The organism is Pseudomonas sp. FP603, assembly GCF_030687415.1.
Taxonomy (GTDB): Bacteria; Pseudomonadota; Gammaproteobacteria; order Pseudomonadales; family Pseudomonadaceae; genus Aquipseudomonas; species Aquipseudomonas wuhanensis.
Window position 1 is genome coordinate 6,023,245 of sequence record NZ_CP117431.1, and the last position, 17,849, is coordinate 6,041,093.

Consider the following 17,849-nt stretch of genomic DNA (forward strand, 5'->3'; position numbering starts at 1 on the left):
TTACTTCCACAGCTGGGCGGCAAACACTACAAGAATGCCGATGGGCGCCACATAGCGCATCAAGAACAGGGACAGGGCGAACAGCACCGGACGGCGGATCGACAATTCGTCGCGCACCGCTTCACGCCCCATCACCCAGCCCGCAAACACCACGAAACACAAACCACCGAGTGGCAACATGATCCGCGAGGTGAAGAAATCGATCACACCGAAGAAGTCCAAACCACCGGTTGCTCCCCATTGATAGAGGTGGAACATCCCGCCTTCGTTCACGAAAAACTTGGCTTCCTTCCAGATATTGAAGGAAAACACGGTGCCCAAACCGACGAACCAGCAAATGAATGCCAACCAGAAGGTGACCCAGGCGCGGCTGATTTTCGTGCGCTCAACCAGGTAAGCCACCATCGGTTCGAGCAGGGAAATCGCCGAACTCCAGGCTGCAATTGCTACCAGCACGAAGAACACTACGCCCATCAACTGACCGAACGCTACGTTGCCAAAGGCAAATGGCAGGCTGACGAACATCAGGCCAGGGCCTTCGCTCGGGTTCAGGCCAGCAGCGAACACAATCGGAAACAATGCCAGACCGGCCACCAGCGAAACGAACGTATCGAGCAATGCCACGCCCACGACGGTGCCAGAAATCGATGAGTTTTTCGGCATGTAGGCACCGTAGATCATGATTGAACCGACGCCCACGCTCAGCGAGAAGAACGCGTGGCCCATGGCGGGCAGCAGGCCGTCGAGGACTTTTTCCGGATGGAAGTCGAACATGAAATGCACGCCTTCCATGAAGTGGCCGGTGGTCATGCTGTAGCCCAGCAGGACAATCACCATCACGAACAGCAGTGGCATCATGATCCGCAGGCTACGCTCCAGCCCGGCAACCACGCCCTTGGCGATCACCACTGCGGACAGCAGCATGAAAATCGTATGCCAAAGTGTCAGGCGCCACGGGTCGGCGATCACATTGCCGAAATAAGCCCCGACCTGATCAGGCGTCACTCCCTGGAAGTCGCCACGGCCCATGTCGATGATGTAATCCAGCGACCAGCCGCCCACCACACTATAGAAAGACAGAATCAGCAGCGCCGTGATCATCCCGGCAAATGCGCCCCAGGACCATTTCGCCGAATGCCCCGCTTCCAGCGCCAGGACCTTCAAGGCATTCGCCGGGCTCTGCCGTGCGCGCCGACCGATCAGGGTTTCGGCCAGCATCACGGGTACACCGATCAGCGCGATACAGGCCAGGAACATCAGCACAAAGGCTCCGCCACCGTAGACGCCGACCATGTAAGGGAATTTCCAAATACTACCCAGCCCCACGGCCGAACCGGTCGCGGCGAGTATGAAGACCCAGCGGCTAGCCCAACTGCCGTGGACAGAAACCTTGTCTGTCGACATCGTTATCACGCCCAAGCGTTCAAAAAAGAGGCCGCATTGTCCGGGATTCAATCAACCTGCTCAAGCACGTAGCGATACCGTAGCCGACTCGCTTGCAACTCCCTATAATGCCGCCCCTATGGCTAAACAGAAGAAACACCCAACAGGGACCATCGCGCAGAACAAAAAGGCGCGACACGATTACTTCATCGAGCATAAGTTCGAGGCTGGTCTGGTCCTGGCCGGCTGGGAAGTAAAAAGTTTGCGGGCAAGCAAGCTACAACTGGTTGACAGTTACGTACTGCTCAAGGATGGCGAAGCCTGGCTGCTCGGCAGCCACATTACGCCGCTGATGACTGCCAGCACCCACGTCATCGCTGATCCGACCCGCACCCGAAAATTGCTGCTCAACCGGCGCGAGCTGGAAAAGCTGGCCGCTGCCGTGCAGCAAAAAGGTTACGCCTGCGTGTGCCTCTCCTGGTACTGGAGCAAGCACATGGTCAAGTGCGAGATCGCTCTGGGCAAGGGCAAGAAGGAATACGACAAGCGCGATACCGAACGCGAGCGCGACGCCGGTCGTGAATTGCAGCGTGCGGTGCGAAACAAGGGCAAGGAAGATTAATTTTCCTGCTTGATCGCGGCTTTTGTGGCGAGGGAGCTTGCTCCCGCCCGGCTGCGAAGCAGTCGTAAACGATCTGCTTAACGGTCCTGGCCCAGGGGCCGCTTCGCGCCCCAGCGGGAGCAAGCTCCCTCATCACAGTGAATTGACTACATCCCCTTGCGCCGCTCCGCCCGAGCCACGCGCTGCACTTCCTGACGCACCTCTTCCAGCACTTCCTGCACATACAAAATGTGCCGGCTGGAAACCTCCCGCGCCTGCTCCGCCCTTCCTTCGATAATCGCCAGATACAATTCTCTGTGCTGCGCGATCAACATGTCGCGGGTTTCGGAACGCTGTTTGTACATGCCGCCGATGTTGGTCACCACGTTGCGCTTGAGCAGGTCGAACAAACCACGAATGGTGTGCAGTAATACCGCGTTATGACTGGCCTCGGCGATCGCCAAGTGAAAATTTGCGTCCGCCGTGCCCTCTTCCGCCCGACTCACTTCGTCATGGCGCGAATAGCAGTCCTGCAATTCATCGAAGGCTGCAGTCAGCCGCTCACGATCCACGTCCGTGGCGCGCAGTGCCGCGTAGTAAGCGCAGGATGCTTCCAGCGTATGACGAAACTCCAGCAAATCACGCTGGGCTTCGGGGTTGCTTTCCAGCAGATGCAGCAGCGGATCGCTGAACGTCGAGCCCAGGGATTCCACCACATAGTTACCGCCGCCCTGACGGCTGACCAGCAATCCTTTAGCGGCCAATTTCTGAATCGCTTCGCGCAACGAAGGGCGTGACACGCCGAACTGCTCGGCCAACGCACGCTCTGCCGGCAGGCGTTCGCCAGCCTTCAAGGTGCCCTCGAGAATCATCCCTTCGAGTTGCTCGACAATATCGTCAGACAAACGGCGCTGCCGAATCTGATCAAACCCCATCACTCAATTCTCCACGATCCCGGCGGCTCGCCGGGCTCTCTATTCTGGCCTATCGGCGCTGCGCCAGCACCTACCAGGCGACGTTTGATCGAACAGATCAGATGCGTTCTGCACCGCTCATTCGACAAAAGTTTTAGGGCGGCAAATTGACACACCGCATACAAGGCTTTTACCCTAGCCAACAGCGATTGTAAATTGGTATTACCAATTATCCAAGAACGCTGACCAGTGCCTGACCAACAACAATTAGGGGCCACCCCATATGCAAACCTGGCAACAGCTCTACAGCCCGCTCGGCAGTCTCGGCGTGTCCGCACTCGCGGCCGTCATCCCCATCGTATTTTTCTTCCTGGCCTTGGCCGTATTCCGCCTCAAAGGCCATGTGGCCGGCAGCATTACCCTCGCGCTGTCGATTGCCGTGGCAATCTTCGCGTTCCAGATGCCGGTCGATATGGCCTTCGCGGCAGCCGGATATGGCTTCGCCTACGGCTTGTGGCCGATTGCGTGGATCATCGTGGCAGCGGTATTCCTCTACAAACTGACGGTCAAAAGTGGCCAGTTCGAAGTGATCCGCAGCTCAGTGCTGTCGATTACCGATGACCAACGCCTGCAAGTACTGCTGATCGGTTTCTGCTTCGGCGCGTTCCTGGAAGGTGCCGCCGGTTTCGGCGCACCGGTAGCGATTACCGCCGCGCTGCTGGTGGGACTGGGCTTCAACCCGCTGTACGCCGCGGGCCTGTGCCTGATCGCCAACACCGCACCGGTGGCTTTCGGCGCACTGGGAATTCCGATCATCGTCGCCGGGCAAGTCACCGGCATCGACGCGTTCAAGATCGGCGCCATGACCGGTCGCCAGTTGCCATTGCTGTCGCTGTTCGTGCCGTTCTGGCTGGTATTCATGATGGATGGCCTGCGCGGCGTTCGGGAAACATGGCCGGCTGCATTGGTGGCCGGTTTGAGTTTCGCCATCACCCAGTACTTCACCTCGAACTTCATCGGCCCGGAACTGCCGGACATCACCTCGGCGCTGGCCAGCCTGGTTTCTCTGACGCTATTCCTGAAAATCTGGCAGCCAAAACGCGCCGCTGGAGCCCACATCGTCGGCGCGGTCTCGGCTTCCGTGGTGGCCAGCGCCGGTGGTTTCGGTCAACCGCGCACCACCGTGGCTTCGCCCTACAGCCTGGGGGAAATTTTCAAAGCCTGGTCGCCGTTCCTGATCCTCACCGTACTGGTCACCATCTGGACGCTGAAACCGTTCAAGGCGATGTTCGCTGCCGGCGGCTCGATGTATAGCTGGGTGTTCAACTTCGCGATTCCGCATCTGGATCAAATGGTGATCAAGGTCGCCCCGATCGTGACCGCCCCGACGGCGATTCCGGCGGTGTTCAAACTCGATCCGATTTCTGCGACTGGCACGGCGATTTTCTTCTCCGCGCTGATCTCGATGCTGGTGCTGAAGATCAATATAAAAACTGGTCTGACCACTTTTAAAGAGACTGTCTACGAACTGCGCTGGCCGATTTTGTCCATCGGCATGGTGCTGGCCTTTGCCTTCGTCACCAACTACTCGGGCATGTCGTCGACCATGGCTCTGGTACTGGCAGGTACGGGTGCGGCATTCCCGTTCTTCTCGCCGTTCCTCGGCTGGCTCGGCGTGTTCCTGACCGGCTCCGATACTTCGTCCAACGCACTGTTCAGTTCGCTGCAAGCAACCACCGCGCACCAGATCGGCGTCAACGACACCTTGCTGGTGGCGGCGAACACCAGCGGCGGTGTGACCGGCAAGATGATTTCGCCGCAATCGATCGCTGTGGCCTGCGCCGCGACCGGGTTGGTGGGCAAGGAATCGGATCTGTTCCGCTTCACCCTCAAGCACAGCCTATTCTTTGCAACGATCGTCGGCCTGATTACTTTGGCTCAGGCCTACTGGTTCACCGGCATGCTGGTGCACTAAGCACTACACGCCACACAGAAAAAACCGACGCCGGATTACGCCCCCGGCGTCAGCTATTCATAACCGGGTCTGCAAGGCTGCTGAAAGCTTGTCTCTCTATATTCAGCAGCCTCAGCGGACGGATAACCGGGACCACCCGGAGACACGCCTGATGAGCGAGCTTTTTTACAACGCTGTGCCGAACGCGACCCGCGTCGCCCCGCCACTGCCCGAGCCTCGGCAATACCCCAGCGAAAAACCGTCACGGGTGTACCTGTTCGGGACCTGCGTGGTGGATCTGTTCTACCCCGAAGCCGGGATGGACGCGATCCACCTGCTGGAACGCGAGGGCATTCGTGTTGAATACCCGCAAGGGCAGAGCTGCTGCGGGCAACCGGCCTACACCTCGGGTTACACCGAACAGGCCAGGACCGTGGCGCGCTCGCAACTGGCGCTGTTTGCCGGGGATTATCCGGTGGTGGTGCCGTCGGGTTCTTGCGCGGGCATGTTGCGCGAACATTACGCCGACTTGTTCAAGGACGAGCCGCAGACGTTGAAACAGGTTCAGGCCCTCGCGGCACGGACTTATGAGTTGGCCGAGTTTCTGCTGTTTGTCTGCAAGGTGCAGCTCAAGGACAGCGGCGAACCGGTCAAAGTGGCGCTGCACACGTCGTGCTCGGCACGCCGTGAAATGAACACCCACCTGCATGGCCGTGAGTTGTTGGCGCAGCTAAGCAATGTGGAGCGAGTCGACCACAGCCACGAAAGTGAATGCTGTGGCTTTGGTGGGACTTTCAGCGTCCGTATGCCAGATATTTCCGGCGCGATGGTGGCTGACAAGACCCGGGCGTTGAAGGAATCCGGCGCGCACAAGGTACTCAGTGCCGACTGCGGTTGCCTGATGAACATCAATGGCTCGTTGGAGAAACAGCAGGAAGCGTTGCGCGGTCAGCATTTGGCCAGTTTCCTGTGGCAGCGTACCGGAGGTGCCCGATGAGCACTTCCACGCTTATTCCTACGGTTGCCGTAGAAGAAGATTTTCGCGCCCGGGCTCACAAGGCTTTGGCTGACACGCAACTGCGAAACAACTTTCGCACTGCAATGGATTCACTGATGAGCAAACGGGCAGCGTCCTTCAGCGATGCCCATGAAAGAGAACATCTGCGAGTGCTGGGCAATGCTGTCCGCGCCCGTGCTTTATCCAAGTTGCCCGACCTGCTCGAGCAGCTTGAACAGAACCTGACCCGCAACGGTGTGACAGTGCACTGGGCGGAAACGGTGGACGAAGCCAATGGCATCGTCTTATCGATCATCCGCGCTCACGAGGCGCGGCAAGTGATCAAGGGCAAATCGATGGTCAGCGAAGAGATGGAGATGAACCATTTCCTCGAGGCTCAAGGCATTGAATGCCTGGAGTCGGACATGGGGGAATACATCGTCCAGCTCGACCACGAGAAGCCTTCACACATCATTATGCCGGCGATCCACAAGAATGCCGGTCAGGTCGCGTCCTTGTTCCACGACAAACTTGGCGTGGAGTACACCAAGGACGTTGACCAACTCATTCAGATCGGTCGCAAAGTCTTGCGACAGAAATTCTTCGAAGCAGACATCGGCGTCTCCGGCGTCAACTTCGCCGTGGCCGAAACCGGCACCCTGCTGTTGGTGGAAAACGAAGGCAACGGGCGCATGTCGACCACCGTGCCACCGGTACACATTGCCGTCACGGGCATCGAGAAAGTCGTCGAAAACCTGCGGGACGTTGTACCGCTGTTGTCGCTGCTGACCCGTTCGGCGCTCGGCCAGCCGATCACCACCTACGTCAACATGATCTCCGGGCCGCGCAAGGAACATGAACTCGACGGCCCGCAGGAAGTGCACCTGGTATTGCTCGATAACGGCCGCAGCCAGGCGTTTGCCGACAGCGAATTGCGCCAGACCCTGAACTGCATCCGCTGCGGCGCCTGTATGAATCATTGCCCGGTCTACACACGAATCGGCGGTCATGCCTATGGGGAGGTTTACCCTGGGCCTATCGGAAAAATCATCACCCCGCACATGGTCGGCCTGGCGAAAGTCCCCGACCACCCGAGCGCGTCTTCGTTATGTGGCGCTTGCGGTGAAGTCTGCCCGGTAAAAATTCCGATCCCCGCATTGCTGCGTCGCCTACGGGAAGAGAACGTCAAAACCCCGGACAGCCCGCATCAAGTCATGCGCGGTCAGGGCAGCAAATACTCGCGCAAAGAACGGTTTATCTGGAACGCCTGGGCGAAGCTCAACAGCTCGCCGACGCTCTATCGTCTGTTCGGCTTCTTCGCCACCCGCCTGCGCGCGCTGACGCCGAGCAACGTCGGCCCATGGACCCAGAACCACAGCGCACCGAAACCCGCCGCCCGCTCACTGCATGACATGGCCCGCGAGCATCTGGCCAAACAGGGAGACCGTTGATGAGCGCCAAGCAAAATATCCTCGCCAAGTTGCGCAACAGTCTGACGGGTACCACGCCGGTGCCTGACAACTTCGATGTCGAATTGGTGACCGAGCCCTACACCTACGCGCCCGATCAACGTATCTCGCAACTGCGTAAACTGATGGAAGCGGTGCACACCGAAATTCACCTGACGTCCAAAGAAGGCTGGCCCGAATTGCTGGCGCAACTGCTGCAGGATCGCCAATTGCCGAGCCTGTTGATTGCGCCGACGACACCTCACGGTCAACGCATCACTCAGCATTGGGCGAAAAATCCTGGCCTGCCAGCGCTAAAAGCCTACGACCGCCCGGTCGAGGAATGGAAAGCCGAGTTGTTCAACGATACCCCGGCCAGCCTGACCATTACTCTCGGGGCGATCGCCGCGACAGGCAGCCTGATTCTCTGGCCGACGCGGGAAGAACCGCGCCTGATGAGCCTGGTGCCGCCGGTGCATTTCGCCCTGCTCAAGGCCAGTGAAATCCGCGACAACTTCTATCAGGTGCAACAGGAATTCGAATGGGCCCAAGGCATGCCGACCAACGCCTTGCTGGTCTCCGGCCCATCGAAGACTGCCGACATCGAGCAAGTGCTGGCTTACGGTGCCCACGGCCCGAAAGACTTGGTCGTTCTGATCCTGGAGGACCAATGAGTCTACCTGTGGCTTTCCTGCGAGATGCGCAGCAATTGATTCCTGAAGCGCGACGTTTCGATGATCCGCTGTCGACTTTGGCCTTTGGCACCGACGCCAGTTTCTACCGGTTGATTCCAAAACTGGTGATTCGTGTCGAGTCCGAAGACGAAGTGGTGGCGCTACTTAAACTGGCACAGCGGGATAAAGTCCCGGTGACCTTCCGCGCCGCCGGCACCAGCCTGTCGGGCCAGGCCATCAGTGATTCAGTGCTGATCGTGCTGGGAGATAACTGGAACGGTCGCGAGATTCGCGGGCAAGGTACACAGATCCGTCTGCAACCAGGCGTGATCGGTGCCCAGGCCAACGCCTGGCTGGCACCGTTCGGACGTAAGATCGGTCCGGATCCAGCGTCGATCAACGCCTGCAAAATCGGCGGCATCGTTGCCAATAATGCCAGCGGCATGTGCTGCGGCACGGCGCAGAACACCTATCACACCCTGGCCGGAATTCGCCTGGTGCTGGCCGATGGCAGCCGTCTCGATACCGAAGACGCCGCCAGTGTCGCGGCCTTCCGTGAGAGCCACGCCGAACTGCTGGAGCGTCTGGCGACGTTGGGCCGCGAGACCCGCGCCAATGCCGAACTGGCTGCGAGAATTCGCCACAAATACCGTCTGAAAAATACCACTGGGCTGTCACTCAATGCCCTGGTGGATTTCGACGAGCCTGTGGATATCTTGAGCCACTTGCTGGTGGGCTCCGAGGGCACACTCGGGTTTATCAGCGCGGTGACCTACGACACGGTAATCGACCACCCGAACAAGGCGTCGGCGCTGATCGTGTTCCCGGATGTGGAAACCTGCTGCAACGCCGTCACCGTGCTGAAAAGCCAACCGGTGTCGGCCGTGGAACTGCTGGACCGTCGCAGTCTGCGCTCGGTGCAGGACAAGCCCGGCATGCCGGCTTTCGTACAACAGCTGTCGACCAATGCCTGCGCCCTGCTGATCGAATCCCGCGCCGCTTCGTCCTCGTTGCTGCAGGAGCAACTGGCGCAAATCATGGCGTCGCTGACTGGGTTCCCGGTGGAGAAGCAGGTGGACTTCACCGAAGACCCGGTGGAAAACGCCCGGCTCTGGGCAATCCGCAAGGACACCTTCCCTGCCGTCGGCGCGGTGCGCAAAACCGGTACCACGGTGATCATCGAAGACGTGACCTTCCCGGTGGAACAACTGGCCAGCGGCGTGAACCGCTTGATCGAGCTGTTCGACAAACATCACTACGACGAAGCGATCCTTTTCGGACACGCCCTGGAAGGCAATCTGCACTTCGTCTTCACCCAAGGCTTCAACAGCGCGGAAGAAGTCGCACGCTACCAGGCATTCATGGACGACGTCGCGCAGTTGGTGGCCGTTGAATTCGGCGGTTCGCTGAAAGCCGAACACGGCACCGGCCGTAACATGGCGCCCTTCGTCGAACTGGAATGGGGCAGCGACGCTTACCAGTTGATGTGGCAGCTCAAACGCCTGCTCGACCCCAACGGCATTCTCAACCCGGACGTGGTGCTCAGCGACGATCCGCAGATCCACCTCAAGCATCTGAAGCCGCTGCCCGCCGCCGATGAGATTGTGGATAAGTGCATCGAGTGCGGTTTCTGCGAACCGGTGTGCCCATCGAAAGGCCTGACGCTGAGCCCACGCCAGCGCATCGTGATCTGGCGTGACATTCAAGCGAAGAAACGCGCCGGCACAGACACCACCGAACTAGAACAAGCCTACGAATACCAAGGCATCGATACGTGCGCCGCCACAGGCCTGTGTGCACAACGTTGTCCTGTAGGAATCAACACCGGCGAGCTGGTGAAAAAGCTCCGCGGCCGTAAGGCAACGCATACGAAAACCGCCAACTGGATTGAAGGACATTTCGCCACCGCGTTGCAAGGCGCGCGCTTCACCCTGCACGTGGCCAACGGTGCGCGGATGCTGTTGGGAGCGCCACGCCTGGCGAAGCTTTCGGCATCGCTGACGCGGCTGTCCAAGGGTCAGGTTCCGCAATGGACCAACGCCATGCCACAGCCGGAAAGAGCCATTCGTTTCAGCCCGAGCCTGTCGGACGAGCGGCCTCAGGTGGTGTACCTGGCGGCCTGCGTGTCGCGGGTCATGGGCCCGGCGGCGGGTGATAAAGAGCAAATGTCGCTGTACGAAAAAACCCGTGGTCTGTTGGAAAAGGCCGGCTACCAAGTAGTTTTTCCGGACAATCAGGACAATCTTTGCTGCGGCCAGCCATTCGCCTCCAAAGGCTACGCCGAACAGGCCGAACACAAGCGCCAGGAACTGATCGGCGCACTGCTGCACGCCAGCCGCGGCGGGCTCGACCCGATCTATTGCGACACCAGCCCCTGCACCTTGCGGCTGGTTCAGGACTTGGGCGACGTGCGACTGGACCTGTACGACCCGGTGCGTTTCATTCGCACTCACTTGATGGATCGTCTCGATTTCATCCCCCAGGAAGCGCCGATCGCGGTGCATGTCACGTGCAGCACTCAGCATCTCGGCGAGAGCCAGGCGTTGATCGATCTTGCGCGTAAATGCAGTAAAAACGTGGTCATCCCGGAAGGCATTCACTGCTGCGGCTTTGCCGGTGACAAGGGCTTCACCACCCCGCAATTGAATGCCCATTCGTTACGCACGCTGAAGGACGCGGTGCAGCAATGCAGTGAAGGGATTTCCACCAGCCGCACCTGTGAGATTGGTCTGACGCAACACAGTGGAATTGACTACCACGGGCTGGTTTATCTGGTGGATCGTGTGACCCGGGCCAGGGCGACCTGAAGAAAAATAGAACCCTGGCGTACTGCCGCAGTCCACCGATCAAGTCCCGCAAAGCGGGATCTTCCCCGAAGTTGGCAGCCCGTTCTGATGGCCAGCAATGCCTGGCCTTTCAGTTCAAGGAGGTACCCATGAAACGCTCTGTATTGTTGGGTCTGTTCGTTACTGCCTCAATGCTGGCATCCCCCTCGTTTGCCGCCGGCGATGATCTCTGTGCAACCAACCTGCAAGCTATCGCCAATGCCAAGACTCAGACCCTGACGCCGGAAATGAGAACTCGCATTGAGGCCAGCGTCCAGCAAGCCAAGGCCTACCAGGCGCAAAACACCGAAGAAGGCACCAAGAAATGCATCTCCGAAACAACTCAAACCCTGCAGGAGATCCAGAACGCGGGCAAAGGCGATAAAGGCTGATAACGACTGAGGGTCAACCTTCGGGTTGGCCTTCTAAGCCATTCGCCCCACCTCCCGGAAAAATCTTTCACCCCATCGCCAGCAAAAACAGAACCCTTGCACGCCATCACAGTCCATTTGTTAAGCCCCAATCAGCGTGGCCCAATCCCCACCCCGTTCCAGGAGATACCCATGAAGCGTTCCGCCTTGGCTGGACTGCTCATCGCTGCAACAACGTTGGCTTCCTCCGCATACGCCTCAAACGATAGCGATCAATGCGTAATGAAGCTCCAGGAAGTCAACAGCAAGCTATCCAGCGCTGCCACGCTGGACGCCGCCACCAAAGGCGTCGTCATCACCAAAGCCGAACAAGCCAAGGCCGCTCACGCTGCCAACAACGACAAAGAATGTGTTTCCCTGACGCAGCAGGCGCTTCAGGACATTCAAAGCCACATGAATAGCCATTAGCGCCGGGCCAGATAACACGCAGGTAAAGACGGAAGGTCGACTCGCCGCGCGCATTGGCGTACACTGCGCTTGCCTGCAGGTTACACACTGCAGGTTCGGGGCCGTTTAGGATTCGACGCCGGTTGCGAAACTTTAGGTGCATGCCGAGTTGGTAACAGAACTCGTAAATCCACTGTTGCAACTTTCTATAGTTGCCAATGACGAAACCTACGGGGAATACGCTCTCGCTGCGTAAGCAGCCTTAGCCCTTCCCTCCTGGTACCTTCGGGTCCAGCAATCATCAGGGGATGTCTGTAAACCCAAAGTGATTGTCATATAGAACAGAATCGCCGTGCAGTACGTTGTGGACGAAGCGGCTAAAACTTACACAACTCGCCCAAAGCACCCTGCCCGTCGGGTCGCTGAGGGTTAACTTAATAGACACGGCTACGCATGTAGTACCGACAGCGGAGTACTGGCGGACGGGGGTTCAAATCCCCCCGGCTCCACCACTTGATCATCTAAAGACGTCCACGGACGTCTTTTTTTGTGCCTGAAATCCAGTGAAATCAAGGGTTTAAGGGCTACTGGGCTCCGCAGAAGTTTTTTGAGTTCCAGCCGTTTGGGTATTCCAAATGGTATTCCAGGCCATCCAGTGCTATTTTTTGGAATACCAAAACGGTGTCAGAGGAAGCTCTCATGCCTGCTCCAGCCCTTCGCCTTTCCGACCGCCAGCTCAAGGCAGTCAAGGCAAAAGACAAGGATTACGTCCTCAGCGATGGTGACGGCCTTCAGCTCCGAGTCAGGAACAACGGCTCGATGCTGTGGAACTTCAACTACCGCGAGCCGGTAACCAAACACCGTATCAATATGGGGCTGGGCACGTACCCAGAGCTCTCACTAGCGAGCGCCAGGAAAAAAGTGGTGGAAGCGCGCGAGCTGCTTGCACAAGGCATTGATCCCAAGGTGCACCGCAATGCACAGGACGAAGCCAAACGAGCGGAGACGGAACACACGTTCGAGAACGTGGCCACCGCCTGGTTCGAGCTGAAGAAGGACTCCGTCACACCGGCGTACGCCGAAGACATTTGGCGATCGCTCACGCTACATGTATTTCCAGACCTGAAAACAACGCCGCTCTCGAAAATTACCGCACCGATGGTCATCGAACTGCTTCGCCCAATCGAAGCCAAAGGCAGCCTCGAGACAGTGAAGCGATTGAGCCAACGGCTTAACGAGATCATGACCTACGGCGTCAATTCAGGACTGATTTTTGCGAACCCACTCAGTGGCATTCGCGCAGTGTTCAAGAAACCCAAGAAACAGAACATGGCCGCGCTACGACCCGATGAGCTTTCTGAGCTCATGATCGAAATCGCGAACGCCAGCATCAAGCGGATCACCCGCTGCCTGATCGAATGGCAACTGCACACCATGACCCGTCCTGCCGAAGCGGCCACCACCCGATGGGCAGACATAGACTTCGACAAACGCATCTGGACCATCCCACCGGAGCGTATGAAAAAGCGCCGTCCGCACACCATCCCGCTGACCGAACACGCACTCGCGTTACTGGACACGCTCAAGCCCCACAGCAGCCACAGGGAATACGTGTTCCCATCAGATAGAAATCCGCGCACCCACGCCAATAGCCAGACCGCCAACATGGCGTTGAAACGCATGGGCTTCCAAGACCGCTTGGTCAGCCATGGCATGCGCTCCATGGCCAGCACCATCCTGAACGAGCATGGGTGGGATCCGGAGCTGATCGAAGTCGCGCTGGCGCATGTCGACAAGGACGAAGTCCGCAGCGCTTACAACCGAGCGGACTACATCGAACGCCGGAGACCGATGATGGCTTGGTGGAGTGAGCACATTCAGAAAGCGGCCACCGGCAACCTGTCGGCATCTGCGATCAATCAAACCAGGGACCACAACGTCGTGCCAATACGGTGAGCGCTCACCGGACGCCGCCAGGAACCGAGAATGACTCCCCAGATGGAGTGTTGGTTGATTTGGCGACAGCGGCGACAGCGGCGAAAACCCGCGTAATACCTGGCCTGCAGCATGGCGACAAAAATGGCGACTGTCGCCACTGCAAGCCTTGTTCTTGGGGCCTTTTGACTAAGTCCATGCGAGCGGGAAGGCTCCGCATTCCCACTCGCATGGGCTCTGCGTTATGGCATCTCACTTGACCACCTAATTGCATTGCCACTGACCAGTCATTCGCATTCGCGCTGACCAGCCGTTTGCAGTTGATGGATGTCAGCGGATGCAACTCAGCCGCGAGAGCGTCAGCCAAGCACTGAAGGACTGCAACCGGCCGATTGTGTTGAAAAAGTCGACCCGGCCTGGTGACCCATGCATTGAGCGGTGAAAGCGCCTTTTTTGCACGCCGCTACGTCAAATCTGAGTCCTGAACCTTCTGCGCTAAACACAGATTTCAATCTCAGACGCGCACTTTTCTGCCGTGGAAACCGAAGCCGACTTTTTCAACACAATCGGCCAAAAAGAGACCGTGACTCTGCCGGGTCAACGCTCTATTCACGGGAAGATGTCGGCTGGTCACGGCCTTGCTAGGAGGGGTGGCGTCCGGTCAACTATGCAGGGCCACCGATCGAAGCGACACAGCAAGGTCATATTCCATCAGGCGTACGTTTGGCACCTGTGATGCCGCGTACCGTAGTTTTTGGCCGATGTCAGAAGCGACGATGACGCCATACACGCTCCTCTCGCCCGCGAGGTGCTCTTTCACCCAGCCCATGTAACGAAGGATTTGTCCCATTGCCGCGTCCGGCCCACGACCTACTTTCAGTTCGAGGACGTAGAAGTCGCCGTTCCCCGTCGCCAGGATGTCGATCGGGCCGACGTCAGTTTGGAACTCCACGCCGTCGCGATCGTCCGTGCGGTATAGCGTGAGCGGCGCATCGTGGCCAGGTAACCTTGGAAGTTTTTTAGCGAGGTAATCGCGCAGGTGTGCCTCCAGAGCGAACATGCTGTACGCCTCATCGGATGCCTCAACAGCTTCGACGATCGGCAGCGGATTCTCACCCACCCCGTCAGCGAGGCGGACGATCAGTGCGCCATCGCCAGATTGTGCGATCTCCCACACGCCGTGCTTCTCTGGTTGGTACCAAACGACCCGGCCGCGCCCAGTGCTATACAGGTAATCGTAGGCCGTGTCGGTGAGCCGTGGTTTCTTGTTCTCGTTGTAGTGAATACGTGATGGGTGATTCACCGCCCCCGAGATGATGCTGCATGTCATCGAACTGTCGTTGACGTCATGACCATACATCGACCTTACCTTTGCTTTAATCGCAGGGTATGTGCATTCCCCGTTCATCTGCTGCGCCGCTTCCCGAACCATCTGCCATACCGGCGGGCGGTTGCCATTGCTCACTGTTGTACTCCTCGTTTGTGTTCTGTTTTCGCGTAATGAACCACGCCGTGAGCGTATAGGGTTCACTTAATCGTGGTAGCAATTCGTTAGCCCTTACAGCGAGCTTTGGATAGTAAGCCGCCTTTCAAGAGAGGGCGTAATCGGTCAGTTTCGGCCTATCATGAGCGTCGATTAAATCTGGTACGGTTCAGCCCATGCCATTGTGTGCGACCTACTTCCCGGCAGCTTTGATATTGGTGGGTGTGAACTACGCGAAGCCGAACGTATCCCTATGGGCAGCAAGGTAGGGCAAATGCTTTGGATTGAGCTTGCGTAGCTTCATGGATTTCGACAGACCAAACTCTGGAGGCAGCTTTTCGGCAATGCTGGACAGCAGAATAGAGCCATCATCTTTGAATGAGATCAGACCTTGGTCAAACAGGCGATCGTAGTGTGGCGCCAGTAGCAAGCCGTTAAATGGATCGAGCTTGGAATCTGCTTCTGACTGGCTCCAGGGAACAATGTGCGATGCGACCAGCAGCTTGGGCTCCTTTACTCCGGAGAGTGCGCAAGCATCACCCCAAAACCCCATCAATTGCTTCCTGAACTTCTGCTGGCCGACGCGGGCCATGATTGTCGTTGCCCGAGCGGTAATCAGGTTAGCCAAATCTTTTGTACTCCCGACCTGGCCATCTTCATGTTCAACGGCATCGAGCACGGTAACGATGAAGCTGGATTCGGAATTTTCCAGCACGATGGGGCTGATCATATCAACGAGCGCTTTCGGGAACTTGATCTCGCGTCCGCTAGTGATCTGAAAGTAATCGACGATATCCAGTTCGAATCGTGGCTCGAATGAGATTTGTAGGAGGCGGCGTGTGCCGTCTACGAAATTGCAGTTTTCACGAACCTCGGTGTGGGAGCCCCAAAGAATGTGTTCCTTTTTACGGTCGCGGAATGGCTGTTGCCAGGATGTATCCGATAGTTTGATGAGCTTGGCCATGCCAATCCCTTTTCGAATGAGAACACCAATGGGCTGTTAAGACAGTACTTCCCGAAAGGGACTGACCTTGCTGATCACTCGCAAGCCACGCTCAATGAGGTGGCAAGGCAGCTAAATAGCCGCCCTCGGAAAACACTAAACTACGAAACGCCCGCTGAACGATTTAGCCAATCTGTTGCATCGACCGGTTGAATCCACAGCCAAAAGCAGCCAGTCAGCATCCACAAATGGGCCGATTCACCGTGTGTGGTGCTAGGTTAAGGGACAGATTTATTTACCCCAATTACCCCCAGCAAACTTAACCTGTGGCAGGGGAGCTGACGCCCTGGCCACAGGGAAATCCGGCTATCACTAAGGCGGGTCGTTATGCCGTCGCGACTTCTTTTGGTGTAAATGTATCGCGCGCTACGTTACCGATGGTGTTGGTCGTGTAGGCATCGAAACTTCCACCAATCAAGCCACCCAGCAGGGGCACGGCTTTACCGAGATTGATCACGCCTTTTTCACCAAATTTGGTGAACAACTTGAAGCCTACCTTTTTGTTTATCTCTATCAGCGTCTTACCGGAAATCGACTTCACTGCGTTCATCGCCAGCTTGTTGCCGACGGCAATGCCGATGTCTTTCAGCACTTCCTTGGCGGAGTTGGCTGTGAGGCAGGCGAAAACCAGGGTCTTTACCTTGTCATCCTTGACGTCGTAGCCACCCAAGTGGGCGATGGCGGCGATCATGCGAATTTGTACGAAAAGCACACTCGTGATGTTGGCGGGCAACGCGACGGGCAGTGTGATCAATCCACCGAGGCCGGTAATGAAGCCTGAGGTGGCCGATTTGGTGTTCTGCCAGCGAATCAGGGAATTAGCTTGATCGTAGGCAGGGCTTTCTTCCTTGGCGTAGCTGGCTGCGAGCTCCTCGGCGGAATCAAGACCGGAGAATCCATTCACAGATCTCTCGTAGGCCCAGTCGAGGACTTGCATTATCTTTTCTTGACTTATCAGTTCCATCTTCAGTCTCGGTGCATGATTGATGGCTTTATGATGCCATACATGTTCCTTTATCCGCATTACCTTGCTTTGAACAATTTTCCTTCGCCACATCCATCCGCCTGCGCCGACGGCAGCACCCCATTTACTAAATAATTGCCCACATCCGCGACTGTATACCTGCGGATTGTGGTTCGCCAACGTGCGGGGATTCTTGAGGTTCTGACCCCAGTTAGCCGTCTCCACCTGATCAGTAGACTGACCGCTATTGGCCGATTCTGTTGAAAAAGTCGACCCGGCCAAATGGGCAATGCATTGAGCGGTGAAAACGTCATTTTTGTACGTTGCTATGCAAAATCCGAGTCCTGATCCTTCTACGAGTAGTGCGGATTTCAATCTCAGACGCGTTCTTTTCTGACCCGAAAACGGAAGCCGACTTTTTCAACACAATCGGCCGTCTCCGCCGGTCGTCACTACGGCGTTTGCTGGTCACGTCGAATGCAAACGGTTGATCAGCACGAATGCAATTGACTGGTCAGTGACGATGCAAATGGGTGGTCAAGTCCATGCAATTACGCAGGCTCACATTAAAAACCGACAAACGACCACCCGGCCATGGAAAGCCACCGGCCTCCAAGGTCTTCCAGTGCTATCGATTGGCGCAACAGCCGCCCCCAAAATACGGTTGACCTCGAGCAGAACGAGCGCTAAACAAGAACTGTACCAGCGCTGTCCTCGACAGCACCCAGGTAGCCAGAACCTTTGAGGCTACGCCACATCGTGGTGGTTTTCCCCAAGTGCGATTAGCGTCCGGCGGCTCGCATGGTCACAGCGATGTGATGGATGTCTACTTCTCAACTTTGCCCACTGC

The 17,849-nt window shown here is 57.4% G+C and carries 14 protein-coding genes, 1 other RNA gene and 1 pseudogene; 11 read left to right on the forward strand and 5 right to left on the reverse strand.

Annotated elements, in window-relative coordinates; translation table 11 throughout:
- Positions 1 to 1,404, reverse strand: a complete 1,404-nt coding sequence (locus PSH65_RS27915) for a sodium-dependent transporter (RefSeq protein WP_305423631.1) — start codon at positions 1,402 to 1,404, stop codon at positions 1 to 3.
- A gap of 118 nt (positions 1,405 to 1,522) precedes the next feature.
- Between PSH65_RS27915 and smpB the strand changes: the two genes are divergently transcribed.
- Complete coding sequence (smpB, locus tag PSH65_RS27920) at positions 1,523 to 2,005, forward strand: SsrA-binding protein SmpB (RefSeq protein WP_007900551.1); 483 nt, start codon at positions 1,523 to 1,525, stop codon at positions 2,003 to 2,005.
- A 146-nt stretch (positions 2,006 to 2,151) separates the two neighbouring features.
- On the opposite strand, the gene PSH65_RS27925 is transcribed toward smpB, so the two are convergent.
- Positions 2,152 to 2,919, reverse strand: a complete 768-nt coding sequence (locus PSH65_RS27925; RefSeq protein ID WP_305423632.1) for a GntR family transcriptional regulator — start codon at positions 2,917 to 2,919, stop codon at positions 2,152 to 2,154.
- A gap of 262 nt (positions 2,920 to 3,181) precedes the next feature.
- Between PSH65_RS27925 and PSH65_RS27930 the strand changes: the two genes are divergently transcribed.
- The 9 genes from PSH65_RS27930 (at position 3,182) to PSH65_RS27970 (ending at position 13,570) form a co-directional block, all read left to right on the forward strand.
- Positions 3,182 to 4,873, forward strand: a complete 1,692-nt coding sequence (locus PSH65_RS27930) for a lactate permease LctP family transporter (RefSeq protein WP_305423633.1) — start codon at positions 3,182 to 3,184, stop codon at positions 4,871 to 4,873.
- Between the two features lie 151 nt (positions 4,874 to 5,024).
- Positions 5,025 to 5,849 carry a (Fe-S)-binding protein gene (locus PSH65_RS27935; protein ID WP_018929467.1) on the forward strand — a complete coding sequence of 275 codons (825 nt, stop codon included), beginning with the start codon at positions 5,025 to 5,027 and terminating at the stop codon, positions 5,847 to 5,849.
- Positions 5,846 to 7,300 carry a LutB/LldF family L-lactate oxidation iron-sulfur protein gene (locus PSH65_RS27940; protein ID WP_305423635.1) on the forward strand — a complete coding sequence of 485 codons (1,455 nt, stop codon included), beginning with the start codon at positions 5,846 to 5,848 and terminating at the stop codon, positions 7,298 to 7,300. Before PSH65_RS27935 ends, PSH65_RS27940 begins: the two co-directional genes overlap by 4 nt.
- Positions 7,300 to 7,971 carry a lactate utilization protein C gene (locus PSH65_RS27945; RefSeq protein ID WP_305423636.1) on the forward strand — a complete coding sequence of 224 codons (672 nt, stop codon included), beginning with the start codon at positions 7,300 to 7,302 and terminating at the stop codon, positions 7,969 to 7,971. The genes PSH65_RS27940 and PSH65_RS27945 overlap by 1 nt, the downstream gene beginning before the upstream one ends.
- Positions 7,968 to 10,778, forward strand: a complete 2,811-nt coding sequence (locus PSH65_RS27950; RefSeq protein WP_305423638.1) for an FAD-binding and (Fe-S)-binding domain-containing protein — start codon at positions 7,968 to 7,970, stop codon at positions 10,776 to 10,778. Before PSH65_RS27945 ends, PSH65_RS27950 begins: the two co-directional genes overlap by 4 nt.
- Positions 10,779 to 10,906: 128 nt before the next feature.
- Positions 10,907 to 11,188, forward strand: coding sequence for a hypothetical protein (locus tag PSH65_RS27955; RefSeq protein WP_305423639.1), 282 nt, complete (start codon positions 10,907 to 10,909; stop codon positions 11,186 to 11,188).
- 171 nt (positions 11,189 to 11,359) lie between these two features.
- Positions 11,360 to 11,635: a hypothetical protein gene (locus PSH65_RS27960; RefSeq protein ID WP_305423641.1), complete on the forward strand. Its 276-nt coding sequence runs from the start codon at positions 11,360 to 11,362 to the stop codon at positions 11,633 to 11,635.
- A 97-nt stretch (positions 11,636 to 11,732) separates the two neighbouring features.
- Positions 11,733 to 12,126: a transfer-messenger RNA gene (gene ssrA, locus PSH65_RS27965) on the forward strand.
- A 187-nt stretch (positions 12,127 to 12,313) separates the two neighbouring features.
- A complete protein-coding gene (locus PSH65_RS27970) occupies positions 12,314 to 13,570 on the forward strand; it encodes an integrase domain-containing protein (protein WP_305423642.1) in 1,257 nt (418 codons plus the stop codon).
- A 640-nt stretch (positions 13,571 to 14,210) separates the two neighbouring features.
- Here the strand turns inward: PSH65_RS27970 and PSH65_RS27975 are convergent.
- Both PSH65_RS27975 and PSH65_RS27980 read right to left on the reverse strand, forming a co-directional pair.
- Complete coding sequence (locus tag PSH65_RS27975) at positions 14,211 to 15,014, reverse strand: endonuclease NucS domain-containing protein (protein ID WP_122559349.1); 804 nt, start codon at positions 15,012 to 15,014, stop codon at positions 14,211 to 14,213.
- 247 nt (positions 15,015 to 15,261) lie between these two features.
- Positions 15,262 to 15,996: an HNH endonuclease gene (locus PSH65_RS27980; RefSeq protein ID WP_192346364.1), complete on the reverse strand. Its 735-nt coding sequence runs from the start codon at positions 15,994 to 15,996 to the stop codon at positions 15,262 to 15,264.
- A 12-nt stretch (positions 15,997 to 16,008) separates the two neighbouring features.
- Here PSH65_RS27980 and PSH65_RS27985 point away from each other — a divergent pair.
- A pseudogene (locus tag PSH65_RS27985) lies at positions 16,009 to 16,188 on the forward strand (transposase); the annotation flags it as partial.
- A 172-nt stretch (positions 16,189 to 16,360) separates the two neighbouring features.
- On the opposite strand, the gene PSH65_RS27990 reads toward PSH65_RS27985, so the two are convergent.
- The gene (locus tag PSH65_RS27990) at positions 16,361 to 17,374 is read right to left on the reverse strand and encodes an EcsC family protein (RefSeq protein WP_305423643.1); all 1,014 of its coding nucleotides are present in this window, start codon (positions 17,372 to 17,374) and stop codon (positions 16,361 to 16,363) included.
- Between the last annotated feature and the right edge of the window lie 475 nt (positions 17,375 to 17,849).